Genomic DNA, 23,591 nt, shown 5'->3' on the forward strand with positions numbered 1-23,591 from the left:
AGCCGTGGAACTCACGTCGTTCCCGGCTCGCCCGCGCCTCGGCTACTGCGTTGACGCGCTATGCCTGCACGAGCATTCGCGAGCGCATTTCAAGGTGCAATGCGTGACAGAAGTTCGTGCAGTAACACCAGTACACGCCTGGTTTATCCGCGATGAACGTGACGGACTGGGTTTGCTGCGGATGAACGACGAAGTTGATGTTGTAGAACGGAATGGCAAAGCCGTGCGTGAGATCCTCGACCTTGTCCAGATTCGTGAGGATAATCGTGACTTCGTCGCCCTTCTTCACCGTCCACTCGCGCAGGCCGAACACCGGCGCCTGAGAGGTCAGATACACCGTGACCTTCCGGCCCTGGCGCTCGACGCGGCAGTCCTTCATGGCCTTCACGGCAAGCGGAAACTCGTTCAGATCGTAAATCTGCCGTGTCTTGATGATGTCCCGGCGCACCATGATCGAGTCGTGCGGCTCCGGATAAAGCGGGTGGTCGCCCACGATCACCATCTTCTCGCCGCTGATGTCGATCAGTTGCGAGCTGTCCGGGTGCAGCGGGCCGACGGGCAAATACCGGTCTTTCGAGAATTTGTTATCGGAGATGAAGAACTGACCGTCCGGCTCCCTCGTCTCGCCCATCGAGGTGAAGCCGTGCCCAGGCTGATAATGGACGTCGACGCGATCGACCACGACTTTCGCGTCCTTATCGCCTTGGTACGATTTCATCGCAGCGGCGAGGTCCCACTTGACGATCTGGCTGTCGAGGAAGAGCGTGGTGTAGACGAAGCCTTTGCCGTTGAACCCGGTATGCAGCGGCCCGAGACCGATTTCGGGTTCGGCGACGACAGCGTCGCGCGGATCCTTGATTTCGCCGTCGAACCACTTGAGCATCAACTCATGCGAGATCACGGTTGCCGTCGGCGACAGCTTGCCTGCACATGCATAGTATTTGCCGTCCGGCGATATATTGACGCCATGCGGATTCTTCGGCACGGGCACGTAGCACGTAAGCGCCGTTTTCGGGTCCGCGCTGGCCTCGTGCGTGCCGTCGACCACGGGCACCGTCGAATTGCCGATGTGGAAGAACTTGCCGGCCTTCACTGCGGCTTCGATGCGCGCGACGTTGAAGAACACGCAGGCGTCGCGCTCGGCCGACATCATGTCTTCGTAATGCACACCATTTTCTGTGTTGTACTGATTCGAGCAGGCAAGCTTGCCGTCGTACGACGTCGCGACGAGGTCCATGTTGCCGTCGACCTTCACCTGCCAGCGCGGCTGCATCGTCTTCGCATCGAGGCAGGTGAACAGACAGAAGTACTTCTTCGGGTCGTTCAGATCGCGGCCGTCGTTGGGTTGCGGCGTATGGAATTCCGCACCGCAGAAAACGCGGGTCGTCGAATTGATCTTGTCGTCCAGCGGATCGCGCTTGTCCGGAAAGATGCCGTGAAAGCCCTGCACGTTCGGCAATTGCGTGATCGCGTCGCACTCCATCGTGTCGAGACGCACGCGTGCGACCCGCGCGTTGATCTTGTCGTTCACAAAAATGTACCGGCCGTCGTATACGCCGTCGGTGTACGACATATGAACGTGGTGCGTATCGCCGGTAATGTAGTTCAGCTGACCATTCGGCCTCGTGCCGATGATCTTTCGCGATTCGTTCGTGATGCCCCAACCCGACATGCAATCGACGTTGAACACCGGAACGCGCCGGATTTCGCGCCCGGAAGGCAGCCCGTGCACGCGGAGGTCGCCCGAGTGCCCGCCGCTCGAAAATCCGTAGTACGTGTCGAGCTTGCCCGGATGCACCTCATACTTGTCCCAATCGATGGCAGGGGTGGCGTTTGCGCCGCTTGCACCGCTGCCCGCATTGCCCGTTGCCGCGGTAGTGGCCTCGCCGCCGCCCTTGTTGCACGCAGCCAGGCCGAGCGACAGGCTCGCGCCCGCCAGACCCGCAACCGCGGAGGAAGCAAGGAACCTGCGACGCCCCGTGTCTTGTGGAGTTGAGGTCTTTCCAGATTCTTCTTTTGAAATTGTCATCACGCTCTCGCTCGTCAATTCGTTTCAACGTCGACAAATCGCCTCGAGGCCCGGCAGGTCATTCCGTGGACCCCGACGTAAATCGCTGCTATAAAAAAATCGGCAAATTGATAAATCGCATTTTTCCCTTTCCCCAAAAAAGGCACCGTTTATTTTCAGTTCGTTTCCGATCCGCGCACAGGTTTTCAGTCGGGTAGTTTGGCGTGCCGATCGCAAATGCGACTTGATTTATCTTAAAAAGAAGTACGCGACATACGCAATTTCATGCCCGTGCGGCGATCGGACGCGAGGGGCCGTGCCGCCTGCGTCAAAACGCCCAATTTGACGCGGCTCAAACGTGTCGATAATCAAAAAAACATAATGGCAATCGTCGCCACGCATTGAATTCTCAGTCTTCCCGACGCGATATTGTCTGGAGTATTGGCAAATTGTTCATTTACCGAAAAATCATCCTGATTACGCTGTTTTTTATCGCAGCCATTGCTGCCGGATTTTGGCTCACGCTCAGGACACCGGAAGTCTATGTTCAGGGAACCTATGTTTTCGGTACTCGCGTACAACTGGCGCTTTATGGCGTGCCGCTGGAAAAGGCGCAGCAGGACGCCGACGCAGTCTTCGCGCACTTCCAGACCATGCATCGCTCGATGCACGCATGGCAGCCTTCTGAACTCACTCGGCTCAACAACAGCATCGCGGCAGGCGAGTCCTTCCAGGCATCGACGGAACTCGCGCAGATCCTGCGCGCGGCGCAGCAACTCTCATTCCAAACACACGGGCTTTTCGATCCCGCCATCGGCAGGCTCATTCGACTATGGGGTTTTCAGGCCGATCAATTCGACGTGAAGCCGCCATCGCGCGAAGTAGTCGAGCGCGAATCGGCGCTGCGCCCGCGTATGGCCGACCTCACGATTTCGCCCACTGGTGTCGTCACGAGCAGCAATCGCGCGGTCGCGATCGACTTCGGCGGATACGCCAAGGGTTGGTCGCTGGACGACGCCGCTGCGATCCTCAAGCAGCGTGGCGTGGAAAACGCGTTGATCGACGTGGGCGGCAACCTGCTCGCGATGGGAAGCAAAGGCGGCACGCCATGGCAGGTCGGCATTCAGGACCCCCGCAAAGCCGGCGCGCTCGCGACGCTCGACCTGCGCGACGGCGAGGCGATCGGCACGAGCGGCGACTACCGGCGCTTCTTCGAGTCCGACGGCGTGCGCTACTGCCACATCCTCGACCCGCGCACCGGTTATCCGGCCACGCAAAGCGAGTCGGTGACCGTGCTCGTGAAGCCCGGTCCGCATGCGGGCGCGTTGTCCGATGGCGCGAGCAAGCCACCGTTCATCGCAGGTTCTGCTCAGGCGATGCCGCTGGCGCGCAAGGTCGGCGTCGAGGCCGTGCTGCTGGTCGATACGCAAGGTCGCGTGTGGGCGTCCGCGCCCATGGCGGCGCGGCTGCGCTTCACGGATCCCTCGCTGCGCCCCGCGCCGCTCGATTGAATGGCCTTCGCCATGATGAACGCACCCGGCATCGACCTGCGCAACGTGAGCTTCAGCCGCGGCGGACGCGCGATCCTCGACAACGTCAGCATGACGGTGCCAGGCGCGGGGCTCGTGGCGATCGTGGGCTTCAACGGCGCGGGCAAGACGACGCTGCTCTCGCTACTCTCCACGCTTGCCACGCCTCGCAGTGGACGCATTCTGGTCGACGGTATCGACGCAGTCGCCATGCCGCATCAGGTTCGTTCGAGAATCGGCGTCGTGTTTCAGGAGTCCGCGCTCGAAGCGCGTTTGAGCGCGTATGACAACCTGAGCTTCATCGCGCGATGCCAGGGATTGAAAGGCCGCACGCTGCGACAGCGCATCGACGAACTGATGACGGCGTTCGGACTCGAAGCGCTCGCGGCGGTCCCCGTCCAATGCCTTTCCGGTGGCCAGCGGCGGCGGCTCGAACTGGCGCGCGCACTCATCTCGCGGCCACGCGTGCTATTGCTCGACGAACCCACGCTGGGCCTCGATGTCGCCACTCGCCGGGTGTTCTGGGCAGAAATCAGAATGCTCGTTGGCGCGGGCCATACCGTGCTGTGCTCGACCCACCATGCCGATGAAGCGAGCGATGCCGATCGCGTCGTCGTGCTGCATGGGGGTGGCGTGCTCGCGGATGGACCATGGCATACGCTATGCGCGTGCGTTCCCGGTACGATCCGGCTGCAGGTACCTGACACTGAAACGGCACGCCGCTGGCTCTCGGCGCAGGGCTATCGGGCGACGATCGACGAACACGGCCTCGCCGTAGTGGTCGCCAATGCGCGGACGGTGATGCCTGCGCTACTGCAACGCATGCCGTGCCGGGTTACGAGCGTGGACGTCACCACGCCAAACCTGATGGATATCGTGGACCACTGGCGCGAAGCACGCGAAAGCGAGCCATGCCGCCTGCCCCAGAAGGCAGCCGCATGAGCAACGTGCTCGCGATCGTCTGGTTCGACCTGAAGCGCTTCTGGGCGTCGCCGCTGCGGATCCTGTTCGGACTCACGCAGCCGCTGCTGTATCTGTTCGTTCTCGGCGCAGCACTCAGGAGCGGCACCTACGCGGAGGTCAGCGGATACCAGGCGTATATCTTTCCGGGTGTCGTCGGCCTTTCGTTGATGTTCACGGCGATCTCGGCGGCGGTCGGCATCGTGCACGATCGGCAAACCGGCCTTCTGAACGCCCTGCTGGTTTCTCCTGTGAAGCGCACCGAGATCGCAGCTGGCAAAATCGGCGCAGGCGCGCTGCTTGCCTCGGTGCAGAGCGCGCTCCTGCTGCCGTTCTCGCCGACAATCGGAATCGGACTTACGGCGCCGCGCCTCGCGCTCCTCCTGCTTGCCATGGTGCTGGCCGCGCTCGCCTTTTCCGCACTCGGCCTCGCGCTCGCACTGCCGTTCCGGTCGGTGATCGTGTTCCCGGCTGTCTCGAACACGCTGCTTCTACCCATGTTCTTCCTCTCGGGCGCGCTCTACCCGCTCGATCTCGCGCCGGACTGGATCCGGCTCGCCGCCGTTTTCGACCCCGCAGCCTATGGTGTCGACTTGATGCGCGGCGTGTTGACGACCCAGTTCGCGATCGCACCGGCGCGCTCGCTCGCCACACTCGCGGCGTGTCTGGTCGCCGCGGGCTGGCTCGTCGTGTGCGGCATCAGGCGGCGCGACGCGTAGCAACATTGATGAATTGAAGGAGATTGTCCATGGGTGAATTCAGTATCTGGCATTGGCTAGTCGTCTTGCTGATCGTCTCGATGGTGTTCGGCACGAAGAAGCTGCGCAATATCGGCGGCGATCTGGGCGGTGCCGTCAAAGGATTCAAGGAAGGCATGCGGGAAACAGAGGCACCGGCACTCGCTCAGGATGCCGAACTGACCTCGGCCATCCTTGTCGATGTCGACGCAACGAAGAAAGCATGTCACCCGCAGGAGCTGCGATGAAATGCGATGTGAAGTGGCGGGAACGGCTCGGGTGGCCTCGAGAGCGTGCAATATGATGCCCGTACGCGGACGCTTTCACGTACCGTGCATTTGGGAAACGCACCACGTGACGCCTCTGGTCCATCTCAGGATACTCAATCAGAAGCCGTTGCCGTGCGGCCCGATCTCGACGAGGGGCAGCTACTACCATCTGGAGGCGACGCCGCGCGCCGGTGGCAGCGCCATCACACTCGTTTTCGAGCGTCATTGCGCGGAAAAGCTGCTGCGCCGGCTGGGAAGAGACCTACTGCCCGTTTTCGACCCGATCGCGCAGTCGCTTGCGAGCGCTGGCGCCGCTCCGCTCTCCCGATTGCGCATGGGCGCACTCAATGCAGATCTGTTCGACGCGATTCACATGCTTTGCATTGTGCGGGGAGCGGTGCCGCGAAACGGCGTAACGCGCACGCTGGCGGCGCTGCGCCGCAATCCGGATACGCCCGTGCAGCGTCACGAAATCGTCCGCTTTGCGCAGGCACTGGCAAACGACGGTGGCCGCTCGCTCTCGCAAGCCATCGATCTCCTGCGCAAGGCCAATCCGCGATTGCGGGAATTTTCGTTCGAATTCCTGCGCGCCCGGATGATACGGGAAGGACTGCCAATTTACCTTTGATCCTGCCCGCGAATGCTCACGGGCGGAAACTTGTCAGGCAATAGGTGAAAAGGAGATTCATCCCTTTACGCCTACTCGCGCCGGAGCCGCGGCAAGGATCACTATGCATCCAGTCATCGCGACGATTGCGGCGGATTCGAGATTCGACTTCTGCCAGTACGCTGAGCGTGCCCCCCGCGTGCTGCGAGCACAGCCGTGATCAGCGTCAGCGCGAAAAACGCGAGCGCCACCGCGCCTGCAATGCCACCTGCCCGTTGCAGCCAGAAGATTTCGGCGAGGCCGCCTGCCACTCGCATGGCGAGGCCCGTGTGGAGCACGAAGAGGGGCAGGTAAAACATCGGATGATATTTCACCGGCAATCGCGTCAGCGCGGGCACGACGACCGGGGCATGTCCAAACACCATGGAAAACACGAAGCCGAGCGTGAGCGCGTGGAGGGCCGCGTCGTACCAGGGATGACCGGGCATCAGCGCGCCGAGTGCGCCCAGGACGCCGCCCAACGCGAGCCATCCATAGCCGCCGAGCAGGCACACGGCGATAAACCGGGTAAGCGCACGTTGGCGCACCGTGCGACGCGCGATGTCATGCCTCGCCAGCCACACTGCGAGTAGCACGAGGCCAGCGGCGAACAGCCGTGTACCTTCGTCCGGTTGCCACAGCGCCCAGGGCAGGCTCGCGATCATCAAAGTGACCGGCGCGAAAAACGAATATCGGGCGGAGCGTGGGAGGCGCAGCATGCGTGTGAGTTCGAGACGCTCGCCTGCGATCGTCAAGATCAGAAACGAGAGCCAGCACAGCACGCAAGCCGACACGTCGTCAGTGATCAGCCATACCAGGTTGCCGAGCCACCAGCAGAACACTGCGAGCGCGAGCACGGCGAGATGGAGCGCGGCCTGCCTGCGCAGCACCTGCAGACTTGCGATGAGAGAGACGCTCGCTCCGACCATGAGCAGCGATTGAGCGACGACCGGCGCTGCGCCGGCAATCAGCACGATACCCGCAGCGATCGCGCAGGCAGGGGCCAGCAGATAAATCGTTCTTTGCAGCGCGACCGCGCGTTCGAGGCTGACAAGCGCACCGAAAAAGACGGGGAGCATCAGCACGCCATGCCACGCGACACTGGACATGGCGTGCAAGGGCAGCCGAACACCCAGACGGGCAAGACCGGCCAGAACCGCGCAGACGAGCACGAGAACGATCGTCAGCGCGGCAGCGAGTTTTGCAAGGCGGCACGGCAATTGGGCAATGTTCATGGTACGTGTTCGCTTGTCGCGAAACGACGCCAGGTCGCGCGCCGTCAGTCTGGCTCCCAACCCAGAACCGCGCGCGCGGCCTCGCTCATCATGGCGGGCTCCCACGCGGGTTCCCACACGAGCACGACTTCGACAGGCAGGCCTTCGGGCACCGACTCTTCGGCTACGGCCCTCACTTCGTCCATGATCATTTGCCCCATTGGACAGGCAGGCGAAGTCATCGTAATTTCGATCTTCAGCATCTGGCTGCTGAGTTCAATGCCGTACAGAAGGCCGAGGTCGACGATGTTGACGCCCACTTCCGGATCGATCACGCAACGCAGCGCGTCTCGGATCTCAAATTCTTCGTCTGTTGGATCGAGTTTGAGGCGAGTCGTGTTCATGGCAAAGGACAACCGACAAGATGGGAAGGACATTTCAACCGGGCGGTGTCTGCCAAGCGGCGTTCATACCGGCTAAATCATTCATGGTCGATGAATGTTTAGCCATGATAGCGCGCGACCGCATTCGGGCGCTGTGCCAATTGGCCGCAGCGCACGGACCCGTAACGAATGCGAATCCGGCAAGAAGAAGCAGCGCGCGTTCACGCAGCTATCGAGCAGGCGATTACGGATCTTGCGCAGCGTGGACAGACGCAGCCAAGTTCAAAGTCCGCTAACTGGCGCCATACCGTGGACGAAGCATGCGTGGAGCGGCGCTACCGTGTGTGGTAGCGCGCGAATAGCAGGATTTAGGAGGCCCCAACGCCAGAACCCCGGTTCTCTTTCGGAGATACCGGGGTTCTGGACGTTACAGCATAAGGAGCCTGACGATTACCTACTTTCACACGGGCAATCCGCACTATCATCGGCGTGGAGCTGTTTCACGGTCCTGTTCGGGATGGGAAGGGGTGGGACCAGCTCGCTATGGTCATCAGGCATGACGGGTTGCTGCGTCGCGCGGGTTCTGGTGAACCTGGCGCCACAGCCAATCGGGAAGAAGCGTAAAGAGGTGTTGCTGAATTGGGGTTGTGTTGTTTCTGGCACAACACCGATCTCTCAACCTGTGCGTCCTGCTCTCCACTGCGGGAGCGAGGCACACCTGTTATAGGATCAAGCCTTACGGGCAATTAGTATCAGTTAGCTTAACGCATTACTGCGCTTCCACACCTGACCTATCAACGTCCTGGTCTCGAACGACCCTTCAAGGGGATCTAGTCCCCGGGGAAGTCTCATCTTGAGGCGAGTTTCCCGCTTAGATGCTTTCAGCGGTTATCTCTTCCGAACATAGCTACCCGGCGATGCGACTGGCGTCACAACCGGTACACCAGAGGTTCGTCCACTCCGGTCCTCTCGTACTAGGAGCAGGCCCCCTCAAACTTCCAGCGCCCACGGCAGATAGGGACCAAACTGTCTCACGACGTTTTAAACCCAGCTCACGTACCTCTTTAAATGGCGAACAGCCATACCCTTGGGACCGGCTACAGCCCCAGGATGAGATGAGCCGACATCGAGGTGCCAAACACCGCCGTCGATATGAACTCTTGGGCGGTATCAGCCTGTTATCCCCAGAGTACCTTTTATCCGTTGAGCGATGGCCCTTCCATACAGAACCACCGGATCACTATGACCTGCTTTCGCACCTGTTCGACTTGTGGGTCTCACAGTCAAGCACGCTTATGCCATTGCACTATCAGCACGATTTCCGACCGTACCTAGCGTACCTTCGTACTCCTCCGTTACCCTTTGGGAGGAGACCGCCCCAGTCAAACTGCCTACCATGCACTGTCCCCGATCCGGATCACGGACCAAGGTTAGAACCTCAAACAGATCAGGGTGGTATTTCAAGGACGGCTCCACGGAAACTAGCGTTCCCGCTTCACAGCCTCCCACCTATCCTACACAAACCGGTTCAAAGTCCAATGCAAAGCTACAGTAAAGGTTCATGGGGTCTTTCCGTCTAGCCGCGGGGAGATTGCATCATCACAAACACTTCAACTTCGCTGAGTCTCGGGAGGAGACAGTGTGGCCATCGTTACGCCATTCGTGCAGGTCGGAACTTACCCGACAAGGAATTTCGCTACCTTAGGACCGTTATAGTTACGGCCGCCGTTTACCGGGACTTCAATCAAGAGCTTGCACCCCATCATTTAATCTTCCGGCACCGGGCAGGCGTCACACCCTATACGTCCACTTTCGTGTTTGCAGAGTGCTGTGTTTTTATTAAACAGTCGCAGCCACCAGTTTATTGCAACCCCTTCACCCTTCTGGCGCAAGCCAGTCAAGCTACCGGGCGTACCTTATCCCGAAGTTACGGTACCAATTTGCCGAGTTCCTTCTCCCGAGTTCTCTCAAGCGCCTTAGAATACTCATCTCGCCCACCTGTGTCGGTTTGCGGTACGGTCACTGTGAAACTGAAGCTTAGAGGCTTTTCTTGGAACCACTTCCAGTTGCTTCTTCACCTAAGTGAATGGCCTCGCACCCTTGAATTCCGCGCCCGGATTTGCCAAAGCGCCTTCTCCAATGCAAGGACCGGGACTTCCAACACCCGGACAACCTTCCGCGATCCGTCCCCCCATCGCATTTCACAATGGTGCAGGAATATTGACCTGCTTCCCATCAGCTACGCATTTCTGCCTCGCCTTAGGGGCCGACTCACCCTACGCCGATGAACGTTGCGTAGGAAACCTTGGGCTTACGGCGAGGGGGCCTTTCACCCCCTTTATCGCTACTCATGTCAGCATTCGCACTTCCGATACCTCCAGCACGCTTTTCAACGCACCTTCGCAGGCTTACGGAACGCTCTCCTACCATGCACATAAATGTGCATCCGCAGCTTCGGTATATGGCTTAGCCCCGTTACATCTTCCGCGCAGGACGACTCGATCAGTGAGCTATTACGCTTTCTTTAAAGGGTGGCTGCTTCTAAGCCAACCTCCTGACTGTTTTAGCCTTCCCACTTCGTTTCCCACTTAGCCATATTTGGGGACCTTAGCTGGCGGTCTGGGTTGTTTCCCTCTTGACACCGGACGTTAGCACCCGATGTCTGTCTCCCGTGATTGCACTCTTCGGTATTCGGAGTTTGCTATGGCGACGTAATCCGCAATGGACCCATCAACCATGACAGTGCTCTACCCCCGAAGGTGATACACGAGGCACTACCTAAATAGTTTTCGGAGAGAACCAGCTATTTCGTGTTTGTTTAGCCTTTCACCCCTATCCACAGCTCATCCCCTAACTTTTCAACGTTAGTGGGTTCGGTCCTCCAGCACGTGTTACCGTGCCTTCAACCTGGCCATGGATAGATCACCTGGTTTCGGGTCTACACCCAGCGACTGGACGCCCTGTTCGGACTCGCTTTCGCTACGCCTGCCCTATTCGGTTAAGCTTGCCACTGAATGTAAGTCGCTGACCCATTATACAAAAGGTACGCCGTCACCCCTTGCGAGGCTCCGACTGTTTGTATGCATGCGGTTTCAGGATCTGTTTCACTCCCCTCCGGGGTTCTTTTCGCCTTTCCCTCACGGTACTGGTTCACTATCGGTCGATCACGAGTATTTAGCCTTGGAGGATGGTCCCCCCATCTTCAGACAGGATTTCACGTGTCCCGCCCTACTTGTCGCATACCTAGTTCTTCCATTCCGCCTTCGCCTACGGGGCTATCACCCACTATGGCCGCACTTTCCAGAGCGTTCGGCTGACGGTACAGATAAAGAATGCAGGCTGGTCCCATTTCGCTCGCCACTACTTTGGGAATCTCGGTTGATTTCTTTTCCTGCGGTTACTTAGATGTTTCAGTTCACCGCGTTCGCTTCACATGACCTATGTATTCAGTCATGGATACTCCATTCGGAGTGGGTTTCCCCATTCGGACATCTACGGATCAAAGCTTGTTTGCCAGCTCCCCGTAGCTTTTCGCAGGCTACCGCGTCCTTCATCGCCTGTGATCGCCAAGGCATCCACCACATGCACTTGTTCGCTTGACCCTATAACGGGTGTGTCTCTTCCGATTCACATCCGCTACAGGTTGAGTATTCGTGTTGCGCCGTATTTCAAGGCAATCTTTCGATCACTTAAAAATACATTGATACAATCACAACCCTGATTCACCTACTCATGCCCATCTCTAGACATTTTTGGATGAATCTCTTTACTACTTCTTCCTGATTGTTAAAGAACGACAGCCGATACGTTTTCACATACCGCTCTGACTGGCTCAATCGCCAATGCGTAATCCCCGGTTTGTGTTTCACCGGACACTAGGCATTGAGGATTGGTGGAGGATGACGGGATCGAACCGACGACCCCCTGCTTGCAAAGCAGGTGCTCTCCCAGCTGAGCTAATCCCCCAGTCACACATACTCGAGGGATCATTTCGCCTTATGCAGACAAAGTGGTGGGTCTGGATGGATTCGAACCATCGACCCCCGCCTTATCAAGACGGTGCTCTAACCGACTGAGCTACAGACCCCTGAGTCTGTCTTTCTTACAGCCGACAAGTGTGAGCGCTTAAAACGCGTGTGAGCGATGAGCTCTGGAAAGGAGGTGATCCAGCCGCACCTTCCGATACGGCTACCTTGTTACGACTTCACCCCAGTCATGAATCCTGCCGTGGTGACCGTCCTCCTTGCGGTTAGACTAGCCACTTCTGGCAAAACCCACTCCCATGGTGTGACGGGCGGTGTGTACAAGACCGGGAACGTATTCACCGCGGCATGCTGATCCGCGATTACTAGCGATTCCAGCTTCACGCAGTCGAGTTGCAGACTGCGATCCGGACTACGATCGGTTTTCTGGGATTGGCTCCACCTCGCGGCTTGGCAACCCTCTGTTCCGACCATTGTATGACGTGTGAAGCCCTACCCATAAGGGCCATGAGGACTTGACGTCATCCCCACCTTCCTCCGGTTTGTCACCGGCAGTCTCCCTCGAGTGCTCTTGCGTAGCAACTAGGGACAAGGGTTGCGCTCGTTGCGGGACTTAACCCAACATCTCACGACACGAGCTGACGACAGCCATGCAGCACCTGTGTTACGGCTCCCTTTCGGGCACTCCCACCTCTCAGCAGGATTCCGTACATGTCAAGGGTAGGTAAGGTTTTCGCGTTGCATCGAATTAATCCACATCATCCACCGCTTGTGCGGGTCCCCGTCAATTCCTTTGAGTTTTAATCTTGCGACCGTACTCCCCAGGCGGTCAACTTCACGCGTTAGCTACGTTACCAAGCCAATGAAGGCCCGACAACCAGTTGACATCGTTTAGGGCGTGGACTACCGTATCTAATCCTGTTTGCTCCCCACGCTTTCGTGCATGAGCGTCAGTATTGGCCCAGGGGGCTGCCTTCGCCATCGGTATTCCTCCACATCTCTACGCATTTCACTGCTACACGTGGAATTCTACCCCCCTCTGCCATACTCCAGCGATGCAGTCACCAATGCAGTTCCCAGGTTAAGCCCGGGGATTTCACATCGGTCTTACATCACCGCCTGCGCACGCTTTACGCCCAGTAATTCCGATTAACGCTCGCACCCTACGTATTACCGCGGCTGCTGGCACGTAGTTAGCCGGTGCTTATTCTTCCGGTACCGTCATCCCCCTGAGGTATTAACCCAAAGGATTTCTTTCCGGACAAAAGTGCTTTACAACCCGAAGGCCTTCTTCACACACGCGGCATTGCTGGATCAGGCTTTCGCCCATTGTCCAAAATTCCCCACTGCTGCCTCCCGTAGGAGTCTGGGCCGTGTCTCAGTCCCAGTGTGGCTGGTCGTCCTCTCAGACCAGCTACGGATCGTCGCCTTGGTGGGCCTTTACCCCACCAACTAGCTAATCCGCCATCGGCCGCCCCTATAGCGCGAGGCCCGAAGGTCCCCCGCTTTCATCCGTAGATCGTATGCGGTATTAATCCGGCTTTCGCCGGGCTATCCCCCACTACAGGACACGTTCCGATGTATTACTCACCCGTTCGCCACTCGCCACCAGGTGCAAGCACCCGTGCTGCCGTTCGACTTGCATGTGTAAGGCATGCCGCCAGCGTTCAATCTGAGCCAGGATCAAACTCTTCAGTTTAAACCTGTTACTGTTTTCGGTTCTCTCGAACCGGTCGCTCACTCAAAGCTGACAGGTCGTTGAATAAATTCAAAAACCTGACTTACTTTAGTGTGAGACTCTTGATACTTTTGCTGCTCCCGGCTTCATTCCGAAGAACGAATCCGGGTCGCCACCGCATCAAGCGCCCACACTTATCGGCTGTAAATTTTTAAAGAGCAATTCGTCTTAATCGCTTCGTTTTCGTTCGCAGCGATCAGCGAAGGAGGCGAATTATGCAGACCCAAGAAGCACTCGTCAAGAGAATCTGGAATATTTATTTCTGGGGTCGTTACACGGCTTATTCGACACGGAATTGGCGAGTCGTCCCGCAACGGAGATATCGTCGTCGATCTCGTCCCGGCGCAGCCCACCTGCGCTGTCGTAACGCGAGCGCTGCTCGCCAGTTACACGGAGCAACCACGCAAACCCGCGAGCGGAACCGCGAGATGCAGACAGCCGGACGTCGGGCTTCGAAAGCCACTCGCCTCGCCGGCCAGCGCTGCCACGTATGATGGCAACGCGTGCGAAGAGGACCTGGGCCATGCCGGTGGATCGTACAAACCACGAAATGTATGATGCCGCTTATTACGACAAGGCGACGGCGCACCATTGACGCCCGGACGACATGCTCGCAGAGCCAGGCTCCGTCCGCGCTGAGCCCTCCCCGCTGGCAGGCGCCGCGCGAGAGCCGCTGCGTCGTCCTGCATTTTGGTTTGAACGGGGCTTGTCCGCAGAAACGCGTTACCGGCACTGGAGGCATCCATGTTCGACAAGGCGCTACGTATCGAGGGCGGTCCGGACTGGCATCACTTCAACGTTTATACCGACAGCACGCCCGTGGCGATACTGCTGATCGCAGCCTTGCTGCTCGCGATCCTGCTGGCCAGCGCGATCTGCTACTACATCACGCGCTCGATCATGCTGTTGATCGTTGGCCGCCTCGCGCGCGACCCGCAGCGCAAGTGGCTACGCGCAGCCGAGTCCCACAGAGTATTCCACCGGCTCGCGCCGCTCGTGCCGGCCTTGATCCTCTATGCGTCCGCCCCCTTGCTCTCGGGCCTCACGTTCCCGCCGGTCGCGGCGCTCGGACATCCACTCGCCGTGCTCGCGGCGTGCTACATGGTGTACACGCTGCTGCGCGCTGCGCTCGCGTTCCTCGACAGCGTAGGCGAGCGCTACCGCCATTTCCCGTCCGCAAGTGAGCGCCCGATCAAAAGCTTTTTGCAGACCGCAACGATCGGGCTCTACGTGATCGCGCTAATCGCGGGGATCTCGGTTTTGCTGGAACGCTCTCCGGCCTATTTCCTCACCGGCCTCAGCGCCATGACGGCGCTTCTGATCATCATTTTCCGCGACTCTCTGCTCGGCTTCGTGGCCAGCATCCAACTCACCGTCTACGACATGGTGCGGGTGGGCGACTGGATTGAAGTGCCCGGTTTCGTTGCCGATGGCACCGTGATCGACATTGCGCTGAACACGATCAAAGTCCAGAACTTCGACAATTCGATCGTCATGCTGCCGAGCTACGTGCTGCTCACGAACAGCGTGAAGAACTGGCGCGGGATGACCGAGTCCGGCGCTCGACGCGTCAGGCATGCGATCCATTTCGACGCTGACACAGTCCAATTTCCAGACGAGGCACTCCTCGTCCAGCTGCGCAACGATCCTGCAGGACTACTTCCGCGCGTTGCGCCCGACCACGCGCAGCGCCGCACGAACCTCGGCCTGTACCGCCTCTATCTGAACGCGTACTTTCGCGATCATCCGGCGGTCCGCAAGGACATGCCGATCGTCGTCCGGCAGGTGCAGTCAAGCAAGCCCGTCATCGCGCTCGAAATATTTCTCTATGTCGACAAAACGCGCTGGGAACCGTACGAAAACCTGCAGTCGGACATGCTCGATCATGCCTATGGGCTCGTGCCACAGTTCGGCCTGCGCTGCTGGCAGGAGCAACGCGCATCGCCGCGACACCTGTAATCTCCCCGGGCAGGCGGCAACGCGACCAGACGCTCCTGACCGTGCGCTGGAATCCGGCGTCACCTGCCATGGGCACAGGCACGCGACGCCGATTCCCTCTCAGCTCACCTGGTCGTAGCTATAAACACCGCGCCCAGTCTTGCGGCCCAGACGACCGGCGGACACCAGTTCGCGAATCAGCGGACACGCGCGGTATTTCGAATCGCCAAAGTCCTTGTAAAACACGTCCATGACCGAAAGGACCACGTCGAGCCCAACGAGGTCGGCCAGCGCCAGCGGGCCAATCGGCTGATTCGCGCCAAGACGCATGCCGGTGTCGATATCCTCAGCCGGCGCGACACCTTCGGCTAACAGGAAGAAAGCCTCGTTGATCATCGGCACGAGAATACGGTTGACCACGAAGCCCGGCGAATTACGCACGCTGATCGGCGACTTGCCAAGCCGCAATGTCAGTTCGCGGACCGCCTCCGCGGCGGCGCTGCCGGTTTCGAGACCCCCGATGATTTCAACGAGCGGCATCAGCGGCACCGGATTGAAGAAGTGCATGCCGACCAGGCGCGAAGGGTCGGCAAGCGCGGCGCCAAGCGTCGTGATCGAGATTGACGACGTATTCGACGCGAGAATAGCGTCGGGTCGCGCGACCGCTTCAATCTGCTTCAAGATGCGCAACTTCAGTTCGAGGCTTTCGGTGGCCGCTTCGATAATGAGCCCGGCAGCACCTAGCCGCTGATAATCCGTGGACGTCTCGATGCGCGCGAGCGCGGTGTCGCATGCCGCCGCGTCCAGCTTCTCTTTCGCCACCAGCCGATCGAGGCTTCCCCTCACTGCGGTGAGGCCTCTGTCGAGCGCAGCGTCGCTGACGTCGACCACGATCACGCGCAGTCCAGCGAGCGCGGCGACCTGTGCGATGCCGGAGCCCATCGTCCCGGCGCCGACGATTCCCAATGTTTCGATTTGCATTGCGTTTTATCGCGCGACCGAAGTCGCATTCAACAATTACTGAATGTTTTCGAAGATGGCGGCGATACCCTGGCCGCCTCCAATGCACATCGTGACGAGCGCGTATCGGCCCCCAATGCGCTTGAGTTCGTGCAGCGCCTTCACGGCAATCAGTGCGCCAGTCGCACCAATGGGATGACCGAGCGAAATACCCGACCCATTCGGGTTCACCTTCTCAGGATCGAGGCCCAGTTCCTGCACGACCGCGCATGCCTGAGCCGCGAAGGCCTCGTTCGACTCGATCACGTCGAGGTCCGCAACGGACAATCCCGCGCGCTGCAACGCAAGTCGCGTAGCCGGCACCGGGCCGATGCCCATGTAGAGCGGATCGACGCCCGCATGCGCGTAGGCCACGAGTTTCGCCATCGGCGCGAGACCGCGCGCCTCGGCCGCTTCGCGCGACATGAGCAGGACCGCGGCGGCGGCGTCGTTGATGCCGGAAGCGTTGCCCGCCGTGACCGTACCGTTCTCTTTCGCAAATACGGGCTTGAGTTTTGCGAAGTCGTCGATCGTTGCATCGTGGCGCAAGTGCTCGTCGGTGTCGAATACACTTTCGCGCCCTTTCACCGTGCGCTTGACCGGCACGATCTGGCTCGCGAACCGGCCTTCCGCGATCGCCCGCGCCGCACGGCGATGCGACTCGAGCGCGAGGTTGTCCTGGCGCTCGCGCGTAATGCCATAACGGCCCGCGACATTTTCTGCAGTGACACCCATCGGCACCGTGTGGAAGGGATCATTGAGCGCGCCCAGCATCATGTCGACGAGGCGCGCGTCGCCCATACGCGCGCCGAAGCGCGCCTCCGTCGTGATGTACGGCGCGCGGCTCATGTTTTCGGCACCGGCGCCGATCGCGACCTCCGCATCGCCGAGCAGAATGGTTTGCGCGGCGGACACGATCGCCTGCAAGCCCGAGCCGCACAACCGGTTGACGTTGAATGCGGGCGTCGATTCAGGAATGCCGGCGTCGATCGCGGCGACGCGAGACAGGTAGAAATCCCGCGGCTCCGTGGCGATCACATTGCCGAACACCACATGGCCCACGTCCTTTGCTTCGACGTGGCTGCGTGCGAGCAGATCGCGCACGACGATTGCGCCGAGTTCGGTTGGCGGCACATCCTTCAGGCTGCCGCCGAATTTGCCGATCGCGGTCCGCACACCGCCCACCACCACGACTTCCCTGCTCATATGGATTCCTTAGTTATCTGTATTCTGCCCGTGAAGCGGCGGCGCAGCGTGTGGCTACGCCTCATCCCGACCTGTTTTGCAGGCACTCAAGGCACGTCAGGCGAATCCTAGCGCCAACAGAAGCCGGACAGACTGGTGAAACCGGCCGACATACTGACAAAACTGGCCACGTCGTGCCATCAACGGCCGCCAGGCGGTGGACCGCGGTCGTGCCTGTCTGTTAGAGCACTCACGCAGCGCGGGGGGCGTCAAGCCGATGCGGCACGCCGTTAAGGCTTCGTTAAGCGGCCCGTGCGTAGAATCGATTTCGCCAACCAGAGCCGCTTAGCGGCGGTACGGCAAAAACGCACGTAAAAGCCAAGAGCCCTTATGGATGCAGTCGAAACGTTAAACCAAACCCTCTTTCTCGTACTCAATGCCGCACCCGCTACGCCGCATTGGCTCATTGTTTCGGGCACCCTGATTGCGGACTATGCGATCCTGTTCGTCCCCGCCATACTGGTGGCGCTATGGCTGACAGGCGCAGACGCGCGGCGCGCGCTGGCCGTGCGCGCTTGCTTTGTCGGCTTGCTCGCTCTGGGCGTCAACCAGTTGATCGGTCTGGCGTGGTATCACCCCCGCCCTTTCGTAAGCGCAACGGGCCATACGTTCCTCGCCCATGCGCCAGATTCTTCGTTTCCTAGCGATCATGTGACGCTGCTTTCCGCAATTTCGTTCACGCTCCTGTATGGCGGGAGGCGAGGCGTCGGCTTGCTTGCCGTGCTCGTCGATATCGCCGTTGCGTGGGCTCGCATATTTGTCGGCGTGCACTGGCCTTTCGACATGATTGGCGCGGCGATCGTCGCCTGGCTGGCCTACCTGGTTAGCAGCCCGCTCTGGCGACTCGCGGGCATGGCCCTGACCCGCGCGCTAATCGCGCTCTACCGGAAGGTCCTCGCCGTACCGATTGGCCTGCGGTGGTTACGGCCGTAGTGAGCCGCAATGGCCGCGGGCGCGGCCATCGACACCTGTGCCTGCGCATTCACTACGACGCGCAATCGCTGCGAATGGCCCCCTGATCGCCTTCACGCTCTCATAGAAAGGTGAGCTTGCCATTCTTGATGTCATACATCGAGCCCGCCATCTTCACGTTCCCCTTGTTTTCCAGATCGGACAGTATCGGGCTTCCACTGCGGATTGCGGCTATTGCGGCCTGAACATTCGAGCGCGCCACCGCATCGACAAATTCGTCGTTCTTACTGGTTCGCTCTCCAGAATATTGCGTTGCCGTAATCGCTGGCTGAATCTTCTGGAGCAAACCCGTCAAATTGCCTAGCTGAACGTTGTCGATTGCACCTTTGATCGCCCCGCATGCGGTGTGCCCCATCACCAGAATCACCTTTGCGCCAGCGACGGCACAAGCGAACTCCATACTCCCGAGTATGTCCTGGTTTGCGATGTTTCCCGCGATTCTGGCATTGAAGGTGTCGCCGATTCCCATATCCAGAATGATCTCGGCTGGCGCGCGCGAGTCGATGCAGCTGAGGACGATGGCTGCAGGATACTGGCCGGTAGCGCTCGCTCGCTTCTGCGCAAGAAAATCCTGCTTTTTCATCTTGCCGGTGCGAAACCGCTCGTTACCGGCCTTCATCATTTCGATGATTTGATCGGGAGTCAGCGCGTTGCGCTGCGATTCGGACAGCGCCGCCGCCTGCGCATCGTCCACAGCGAACTGCGTACCCGCAACGAGCGTAGCCACGCTAATGCCGGCCTTGATCCACCTGCGCCTTGCGCCATCCTCCGGTTCGCCTGGAACGTCAATCGCCGTGTTTGCAGACATTGGAAATCTCCTTTATTTGCGGAGGTCGAGCCTTGGCTCGGGGAGAGATCTGGATCGATGTTCGCTAACAGCCTCAATCAGCATGAAGGCAATGCGAAGACGGCTGGTCAAAGTATAGGCGGCGTGTGACGTTGTGATATCTGGGTGCGCCTGCGCCTGCGTCAGGATTGAGCCTCCTTCCAGCGCCCGCCTTCGGCGACCGCGTGGCGCCGCGCGTAATGGACGCCGACCCGGACGCCAACCCGGAACGCAACGCCATTCACGGCGGTTGTCTCGGGCTTTCTGTGAGAACCCAGCGGAATTTGTATCTATAAAGATAATTCTTCTTATCACAAGATACCTATCTTTACGCTAAACTCCAACACATGAAAACGCACCACACCCCCTTGCCAGCCCCCGCTTCCAGCGAACCACCCGGATTTCCCGATGCCGACGAGCTTGCCGTGCTGCGCGCGTGGTATGCAGGCCTCGGCGTGCGGTCAGCCGTGGAGCGCTATCTGCCCTCGGCGCTCGGCGAAGGGAAATCGGCGCGCGGCGTGCTCGGGCGCATCCGGCGCAGGCTGATCGCCATCGCGCGCGCCGCGCATCGCGACGACCTGGTGGCGCTGCTCGACCATCCGGTGGAAGGACGGGAGGACCACGCCAAGGCTGTCGCGCAAGCCATCGACAGCTTGCGCACCGCCCGCCCCCCCGAACCCCGCATCGCCGACGACATCGCACAGTGGTTCGCTCCGCGTGCGGTGCGGGTGCTGTACGCGCACGGCATTACCACGCTCGCCGACCTGACCGTGCGCATTCCGCGCCGCCGCCAGTGGTGGAAGGCCGTACCGGGTCTCGGCGTGGCGAGCGCGCGCGCCATCGAAGCGTTCTTCGCGGCGTGGCCCGCACTCACGGAAAAGGCGCGCGCACTGATCGTGACGAGCCAGCGCGGCGACATCGCACCGTGGGAGTCCCTGAAGCTGCCGCACGAAGTCGACGGCTCCGAAGGCGCGTTCCGGGCGCCGCGAGCGACCTGCACGCTGGACGCTTCGAACGACTATGAAGCCGTGCAGACCTGGCTCGCGCTGCATGAATCGCCCGCCACGCAGCGTACGTACAAGAAGGAAGCCGAACGCCTGATCCTCTGGGCGATCGTCGAGCGCGGCCGCGCGCTCTCGTCGCTCACGACCGAAGATGCCATCGCCTACCGCGCGTTCCTGCGTCATCCCTCGCCGCGCGGCCGCTGGGTCGGGCCCGTACGCGCGCGCACCTCGCCGGACTGGCGGCCGTTCAACGGCAGCCTTTCGGCGCGCTCGGTCGCACATGCGCTGGCGATCCTTGGCGCGCTGTTCCGCTGGCTCATCGAGCAGCGCTATGTGCTCGCCAATCCGTTTTCCGGCGTGAAGGTACGCGGCGCAAACGGCGCGCAAGCGCTAGACACCTCGCACGCATTCAGCGAGGGGGAATGGGCGCTTGTGCGCACAATCGCAGACGGCCTGGAGTGGTCATACGGCTGGTCGGCGCCGGCGGCGCAGCGGCTGCGCTTCCTGCTGGATTTCGGTTATGCGACCGGCCTGCGCGCGAGCGAACTGGTGGGCGCCACGCTCGGCCACGTCGAGACGGATGCGCGCGATGATCACTGGCTGCGCGTAACGGGCAAGGGAAAGAAGCTTGCGCGCGTCGCCCTGCCGCCGCTCGCCTGGGACGCGCTTGCGCGCTATCTGGCCGAACGTGACCTGCCAGTCGTGTCGTTGCGCTGGAATCCGGCTACGCCAGTCATCGGCAGTCTCGAGGCCGACAGCGACGCCACGATCAGCAGCGCGCGTTTGTGGGGTGTGCTTCGGCGTTTCTTCGCGCTGGCCGCAAACGCCATCGAGGCCGATCATGCGCCGCTCGCGGACAAACTGCGCCGCGCGAGCCCGCACTGGATGCGCCACACACATGCCACACACGCGCTCGGGCGCGGCGCCGAACTCACCACCGTGCGCGACAACCTGCGGCACGCTTCGGTCTCGACCACCTCGATCTATCTGCACAGCGACGAGGTCAAACGCGCACGGCAAATCGCGGACGCATTTGGCAAGCCGAAGTGAGCACGATCGAGGCGGGATTGCGTATCAGCTGACCGACCCCATCGCCGACTGCTGATAGTTTTCAAGGCCGACCTTATCGATCAACCCAAGCTGGATTTCCAGCCAGTCGATGTGATCCTCCGTGTCGTCGAGGATCTCGACGAATATCTCCCTCGACACGAAATCCCGCACGGATTCGCAGTACGCGACGGCTTCCTTGCACTGTGCCTGCGCGGTACGTTCGAGTTTGAGATCGCACTCGAGCACTTCGCGCACATCCTCGCCAATCAGAAGTTTGCTAAGGTCCTGCAAATTCGGCAGGCCGTCGAGCATGAGAATACGCTCGATCAGTTTGTCGGCATGCTTCATCTCCTCGATCGACTCGTCGTATTCGTGTTTGCCGAGTCCTGCGAGGCCCCAGTGGCCGTAAAGCCGCGCATGCAAAAAATACTGATTAATCGCCGTCAGCTCGTTCTTGAGTTCCGCATTGAGATATTCGATAACTTTTGGATCTGCTTGCATGACTCCCTCCAGAGTGCTGCGCCGTTGCCGCGTCGAGACAATTAGAACGAGCATAGACATTTGGCGCGCGCAACGCACGAACGAGAGCGTCAATGAGAAGAATTCCGCCTTTTATCTGCCGATTTAAACAGAGGAATGACGCGTTGAACCCGCCGTTGCCCTTGATCGGAGAGAATGTTTGCGAACAACTGGGTCCGCGCAGGACGTTCTCGACGCGGCCTGGTCGCTGCCGAACGGGAATCGAAGCGTGCGCCCAGTAAGCGCTTCCCGTTCCAGGAAAGTGCCGGCGGTTCGGGTATGATCGCGGCAGCATTGCTCACTGTTCGTATTCCTCACAAATACATCGCTATGGAAACATGGATGTCGACGTCACAGCTGGCCCGTTCGGGTTCCGCGTTTGAAGTCCTGCGAGTTTTTCTGAAACTCGGCCTGACGTCCTTTGGCGGCCCCATCGCCCATATCGGCTACTTCCGTCGCGAGTTCGTCGAGCGGCGTCATTGGCTCGACGACGAAACCTTCACCGATCTGGTCGGCCTCTGCCAATTTCTCCCGGGTCCCGCCAGTAGTCAGACCGGATTCTCAATCGGTCTGCTGCGCGCCGGATGGCTCGGCGGCCTCGCGGCCTGGTGCGGCTTCACGTTGCCATCCGCCGCGCTGCTGATCGCCTTCGCCATCGCCGCGCCCGAACTCGGCGGCCCTGCGGGAAGCGGGCTCATTCATGGACTGAAACTCGTTGCCGTTGCCGTCGTCGCGCAAGCCGTATGGGACATGGCGCGGCGCTTATGCCCCGATCACCGCCGCGCCGGCATCGCACTGATTGCGCTCTTGCTTCTCGCTGTGATGACTACGGCCTACGCGCAGTTGATCGTCATCGTGCTTGGCGCAGTGCTCGGTATCGTGCTCTGCCGGTCCACCGCTTCGGGAACCGTGCCCGGCGCGCGTGAGCATACGCAGGCGTTTCGTGTGTCGCGTACCGCGGGTCTGTTCGCGCTTGCCCTCTTTTGCGTCCTGCTTTTCGGGCTTCCAGCGCACGCCACGTTCGATACGACTCACACCGTCCGCGTATTCGACGCGTTCTACCGCTCGGGCGCCCTCGTCTTCGGCGGCGGCCACGTCGTGCTACCGCTGCTGCAGCGTGAAACGGTTGCGACCGGCTGGGTATCGCCTGGCGAATTTCTTGCTGGCTACGGCGCGGCCCAGGCGGTGCCCGGCCCGCTTTTCACGTTTGCCGCTTTCCTTGGATGGATCATGAGCGGCCCACCCAGCCATGCGCTGGGGGCGGCGGTGGCCCTGGCAGGGATCTTTCTGCCAGGCCTGCTGCTCGTGCTCGCCGCGCTGCCATACTGGCTGGCGCTACGCGCCCATCCGGCGATGGCAGCCATGCTTACGGGCGTGAATGCAGCCGTGGTCGGGCTGCTTGCCATGGCGCTCTATTCACCCGTGTGGACGAGCGCCGTCCAGACGCGCATCGACTTTGCGATCGCCGCCATCGGCTTCCTGTTGCTCACACGCTGGAAAGTGCCGCCACTCGCTGTCGTGGTGTTTTCAGCGGCGGCTGGCGTCGCTGCAATGCTCTTTCGCTGAGCGGC

At 60.3% G+C, this 23,591-nt stretch carries 16 protein-coding genes, 2 tRNA genes and 3 rRNA genes; 9 read left to right on the top strand and 12 right to left on the bottom strand.

All coding sequences use genetic code 11. The annotated features are described in order from the left end of the window. Positions 1-58: 58 nt before the first annotated feature. Entirely contained in the window at positions 59-2,029 is a 1,971-nt protein-coding gene (gene nosZ / locus FAZ97_RS19565) for a TAT-dependent nitrous-oxide reductase (protein WP_158760082.1), read from the bottom strand. Between the two features lie 446 nt (positions 2,030-2,475). Between nosZ and FAZ97_RS19570 the strand changes: the two genes are divergently transcribed. From FAZ97_RS19570 to FAZ97_RS19590, 5 genes are all read left to right on the top strand, one after another. Continuing rightward, positions 2,476-3,519 (top strand): FAD:protein FMN transferase, encoded by a 1,044-nt coding sequence (locus tag FAZ97_RS19570; protein WP_407671879.1) that lies wholly within the window; start codon positions 2,476-2,478, stop codon positions 3,517-3,519. A 12-nt stretch (positions 3,520-3,531) separates the two neighbouring features. Next, positions 3,532-4,479, top strand: a complete 948-nt coding sequence (locus FAZ97_RS19575) for an ABC transporter ATP-binding protein (protein ID WP_158760084.1) — start codon at positions 3,532-3,534, stop codon at positions 4,477-4,479. Then, positions 4,476-5,216, top strand: coding sequence for an ABC transporter permease (locus tag FAZ97_RS19580; protein WP_158760085.1), 741 nt, complete (start codon positions 4,476-4,478; stop codon positions 5,214-5,216). The genes FAZ97_RS19575 and FAZ97_RS19580 overlap by 4 nt, the downstream gene beginning before the upstream one ends. A 29-nt stretch (positions 5,217-5,245) precedes the next feature. Continuing rightward, positions 5,246-5,482 carry a Sec-independent protein translocase subunit TatA gene (tatA, locus tag FAZ97_RS19585; protein WP_158760086.1) on the top strand — a complete coding sequence of 79 codons (237 nt, stop codon included), beginning with the start codon at positions 5,246-5,248 and terminating at the stop codon, positions 5,480-5,482. A 355-nt stretch (positions 5,483-5,837) separates the two neighbouring features. Beyond that, complete coding sequence (locus FAZ97_RS19590) at positions 5,838-6,131, top strand: hypothetical protein (RefSeq protein ID WP_158760087.1); 294 nt, start codon at positions 5,838-5,840, stop codon at positions 6,129-6,131. 113 nt (positions 6,132-6,244) lie between these two features. Here FAZ97_RS19590 and FAZ97_RS19595 read toward each other — a convergent pair whose 3' ends face one another. The 7 genes from FAZ97_RS19595 to FAZ97_RS19625 form a co-directional block, all read right to left on the bottom strand. Further along, entirely contained in the window at positions 6,245-7,384 is a 1,140-nt protein-coding gene (locus tag FAZ97_RS19595) for a hypothetical protein (protein WP_158760088.1), read from the bottom strand. A gap of 44 nt (positions 7,385-7,428) precedes the next feature. After that, the gene (locus FAZ97_RS19600; RefSeq protein WP_158760089.1) at positions 7,429-7,767 is read right to left on the bottom strand and encodes a metal-sulfur cluster assembly factor; all 339 of its coding nucleotides are present in this window, start codon (positions 7,765-7,767) and stop codon (positions 7,429-7,431) included. 420 nt (positions 7,768-8,187) lie between these two features. Further along, positions 8,188-8,301: ribosomal RNA gene (rrf, locus tag FAZ97_RS19605) — 5S ribosomal RNA — on the bottom strand. Positions 8,302-8,471: 170 nt separating this feature from the next. Further along, positions 8,472-11,348: ribosomal RNA gene (locus tag FAZ97_RS19610) — 23S ribosomal RNA — on the bottom strand. Between the two features lie 288 nt (positions 11,349-11,636). Beyond that, positions 11,637-11,712: transfer RNA gene (locus FAZ97_RS19615), tRNA-Ala, on the bottom strand. A gap of 44 nt (positions 11,713-11,756) precedes the next feature. Next, positions 11,757-11,833: transfer RNA gene (locus FAZ97_RS19620), tRNA-Ile, on the bottom strand. 67 nt (positions 11,834-11,900) lie between these two features. Continuing rightward, positions 11,901-13,428, bottom strand: a 16S ribosomal RNA gene (locus tag FAZ97_RS19625). Together the 16S, 23S and 5S rRNA genes with 2 tRNA genes alongside form the textbook arrangement of a ribosomal RNA operon. Before the next feature lie 783 nt (positions 13,429-14,211). On the opposite strand from FAZ97_RS19625, the gene FAZ97_RS19630 reads away from it, so the two are divergent. Next, a complete protein-coding gene (locus tag FAZ97_RS19630) occupies positions 14,212-15,426 on the top strand; it encodes a mechanosensitive ion channel family protein (RefSeq protein ID WP_158760090.1) in 1,215 nt (404 codons plus the stop codon). 99 nt (positions 15,427-15,525) lie between these two features. Here the strand turns inward: FAZ97_RS19630 and FAZ97_RS19635 are convergent, their stop codons facing one another. Both FAZ97_RS19635 and bktB read right to left on the bottom strand, forming a co-directional pair. After that, positions 15,526-16,386: a 3-hydroxybutyryl-CoA dehydrogenase gene (locus tag FAZ97_RS19635; RefSeq protein ID WP_158760091.1), complete on the bottom strand. Its 861-nt coding sequence runs from the start codon at positions 16,384-16,386 to the stop codon at positions 15,526-15,528. Between the two features lie 36 nt (positions 16,387-16,422). Next, entirely contained in the window at positions 16,423-17,610 is a 1,188-nt protein-coding gene (gene bktB / locus FAZ97_RS19640) for a beta-ketothiolase BktB (RefSeq protein WP_158760092.1), read from the bottom strand. Positions 17,611-17,979: 369 nt separating this feature from the next. Here bktB and FAZ97_RS19645 point away from each other — a divergent pair, with 369 nt between their 5' ends. Next, a complete protein-coding gene (locus FAZ97_RS19645; RefSeq protein ID WP_158760093.1) occupies positions 17,980-18,582 on the top strand; it encodes a phosphatase PAP2 family protein in 603 nt (200 codons plus the stop codon). 100 nt (positions 18,583-18,682) lie between these two features. On the opposite strand, the gene FAZ97_RS19650 is transcribed toward FAZ97_RS19645, so the two are convergent. Continuing rightward, positions 18,683-19,429 (bottom strand): carbonic anhydrase family protein, encoded by a 747-nt coding sequence (locus tag FAZ97_RS19650; protein WP_158760094.1) that lies wholly within the window; start codon positions 19,427-19,429, stop codon positions 18,683-18,685. Positions 19,430-19,794: 365 nt separating this feature from the next. Here FAZ97_RS19650 and FAZ97_RS19655 point away from each other — a divergent pair, with 365 nt between their 5' ends. Beyond that, positions 19,795-21,501 carry a site-specific integrase gene (locus FAZ97_RS19655; RefSeq protein ID WP_158760095.1) on the top strand — a complete coding sequence of 569 codons (1,707 nt, stop codon included), beginning with the start codon at positions 19,795-19,797 and terminating at the stop codon, positions 21,499-21,501. Between the two features lie 24 nt (positions 21,502-21,525). Here the strand turns inward: FAZ97_RS19655 and bfr are convergent, their stop codons facing one another. Then, complete coding sequence (gene bfr / locus FAZ97_RS19660; RefSeq protein WP_158760096.1) at positions 21,526-22,002, bottom strand: bacterioferritin; 477 nt, start codon at positions 22,000-22,002, stop codon at positions 21,526-21,528. A gap of 348 nt (positions 22,003-22,350) precedes the next feature. Between bfr and chrA the strand changes: the two genes are divergently transcribed. Next, a complete protein-coding gene (gene chrA / locus FAZ97_RS19665; RefSeq protein ID WP_158760097.1) occupies positions 22,351-23,586 on the top strand; it encodes a chromate efflux transporter in 1,236 nt (411 codons plus the stop codon). Positions 23,587-23,591: the final 5 nt, after the last annotated feature.

Source organism: Paraburkholderia acidiphila (assembly GCF_009789655.1).
In the GTDB taxonomy this organism is placed as follows: domain Bacteria; phylum Pseudomonadota; class Gammaproteobacteria; order Burkholderiales; family Burkholderiaceae; genus Paraburkholderia; species Paraburkholderia acidiphila.

Bases quoted from the DNA above. Each gene is read 5' to 3' on its own strand.
- nosZ (WP_158760082.1), bottom strand. From the start codon at position 2,029: ATGACAATTTCAAAAGAAGAATCTGGAAAGACCTCAACTCCACAAGAC.
- FAZ97_RS19575 (WP_158760084.1), top strand. From the start codon at position 3,532: ATGATGAACGCACCCGGCATCGACCTGCGCAACGTGAGCTTCAGCCGC.
- FAZ97_RS19580 (WP_158760085.1), top strand. From the start codon at position 4,476: ATGAGCAACGTGCTCGCGATCGTCTGGTTCGACCTGAAGCGCTTCTGG.
- tatA (WP_158760086.1), top strand. From the start codon at position 5,246: ATGGGTGAATTCAGTATCTGGCATTGGCTAGTCGTCTTGCTGATCGTC.
- FAZ97_RS19590 (WP_158760087.1), top strand. From the start codon at position 5,838: ATGGGCGCACTCAATGCAGATCTGTTCGACGCGATTCACATGCTTTGC.
- FAZ97_RS19595 (WP_158760088.1), bottom strand. From the start codon at position 7,384: ATGAACATTGCCCAATTGCCGTGCCGCCTTGCAAAACTCGCTGCCGCG.
- FAZ97_RS19600 (WP_158760089.1), bottom strand. From the start codon at position 7,767: ATGAACACGACTCGCCTCAAACTCGATCCAACAGACGAAGAATTTGAG.
- FAZ97_RS19630 (WP_158760090.1), top strand. From the start codon at position 14,212: ATGTTCGACAAGGCGCTACGTATCGAGGGCGGTCCGGACTGGCATCAC.
- FAZ97_RS19635 (WP_158760091.1), bottom strand. From the start codon at position 16,386: ATGCAAATCGAAACATTGGGAATCGTCGGCGCCGGGACGATGGGCTCC.
- bktB (WP_158760092.1), bottom strand. From the start codon at position 17,610: ATGAGCAGGGAAGTCGTGGTGGTGGGCGGTGTGCGGACCGCGATCGGC.
- FAZ97_RS19645 (WP_158760093.1), top strand. From the start codon at position 17,980: ATGGATGCAGTCGAAACGTTAAACCAAACCCTCTTTCTCGTACTCAAT.
- FAZ97_RS19650 (WP_158760094.1), bottom strand. From the start codon at position 19,429: ATGTCTGCAAACACGGCGATTGACGTTCCAGGCGAACCGGAGGATGGC.
- FAZ97_RS19655 (WP_158760095.1), top strand. From the start codon at position 19,795: ATGAAAACGCACCACACCCCCTTGCCAGCCCCCGCTTCCAGCGAACCA.
- bfr (WP_158760096.1), bottom strand. From the start codon at position 22,002: ATGCAAGCAGATCCAAAAGTTATCGAATATCTCAATGCGGAACTCAAG.
- chrA (WP_158760097.1), top strand. From the start codon at position 22,351: ATGGAAACATGGATGTCGACGTCACAGCTGGCCCGTTCGGGTTCCGCG.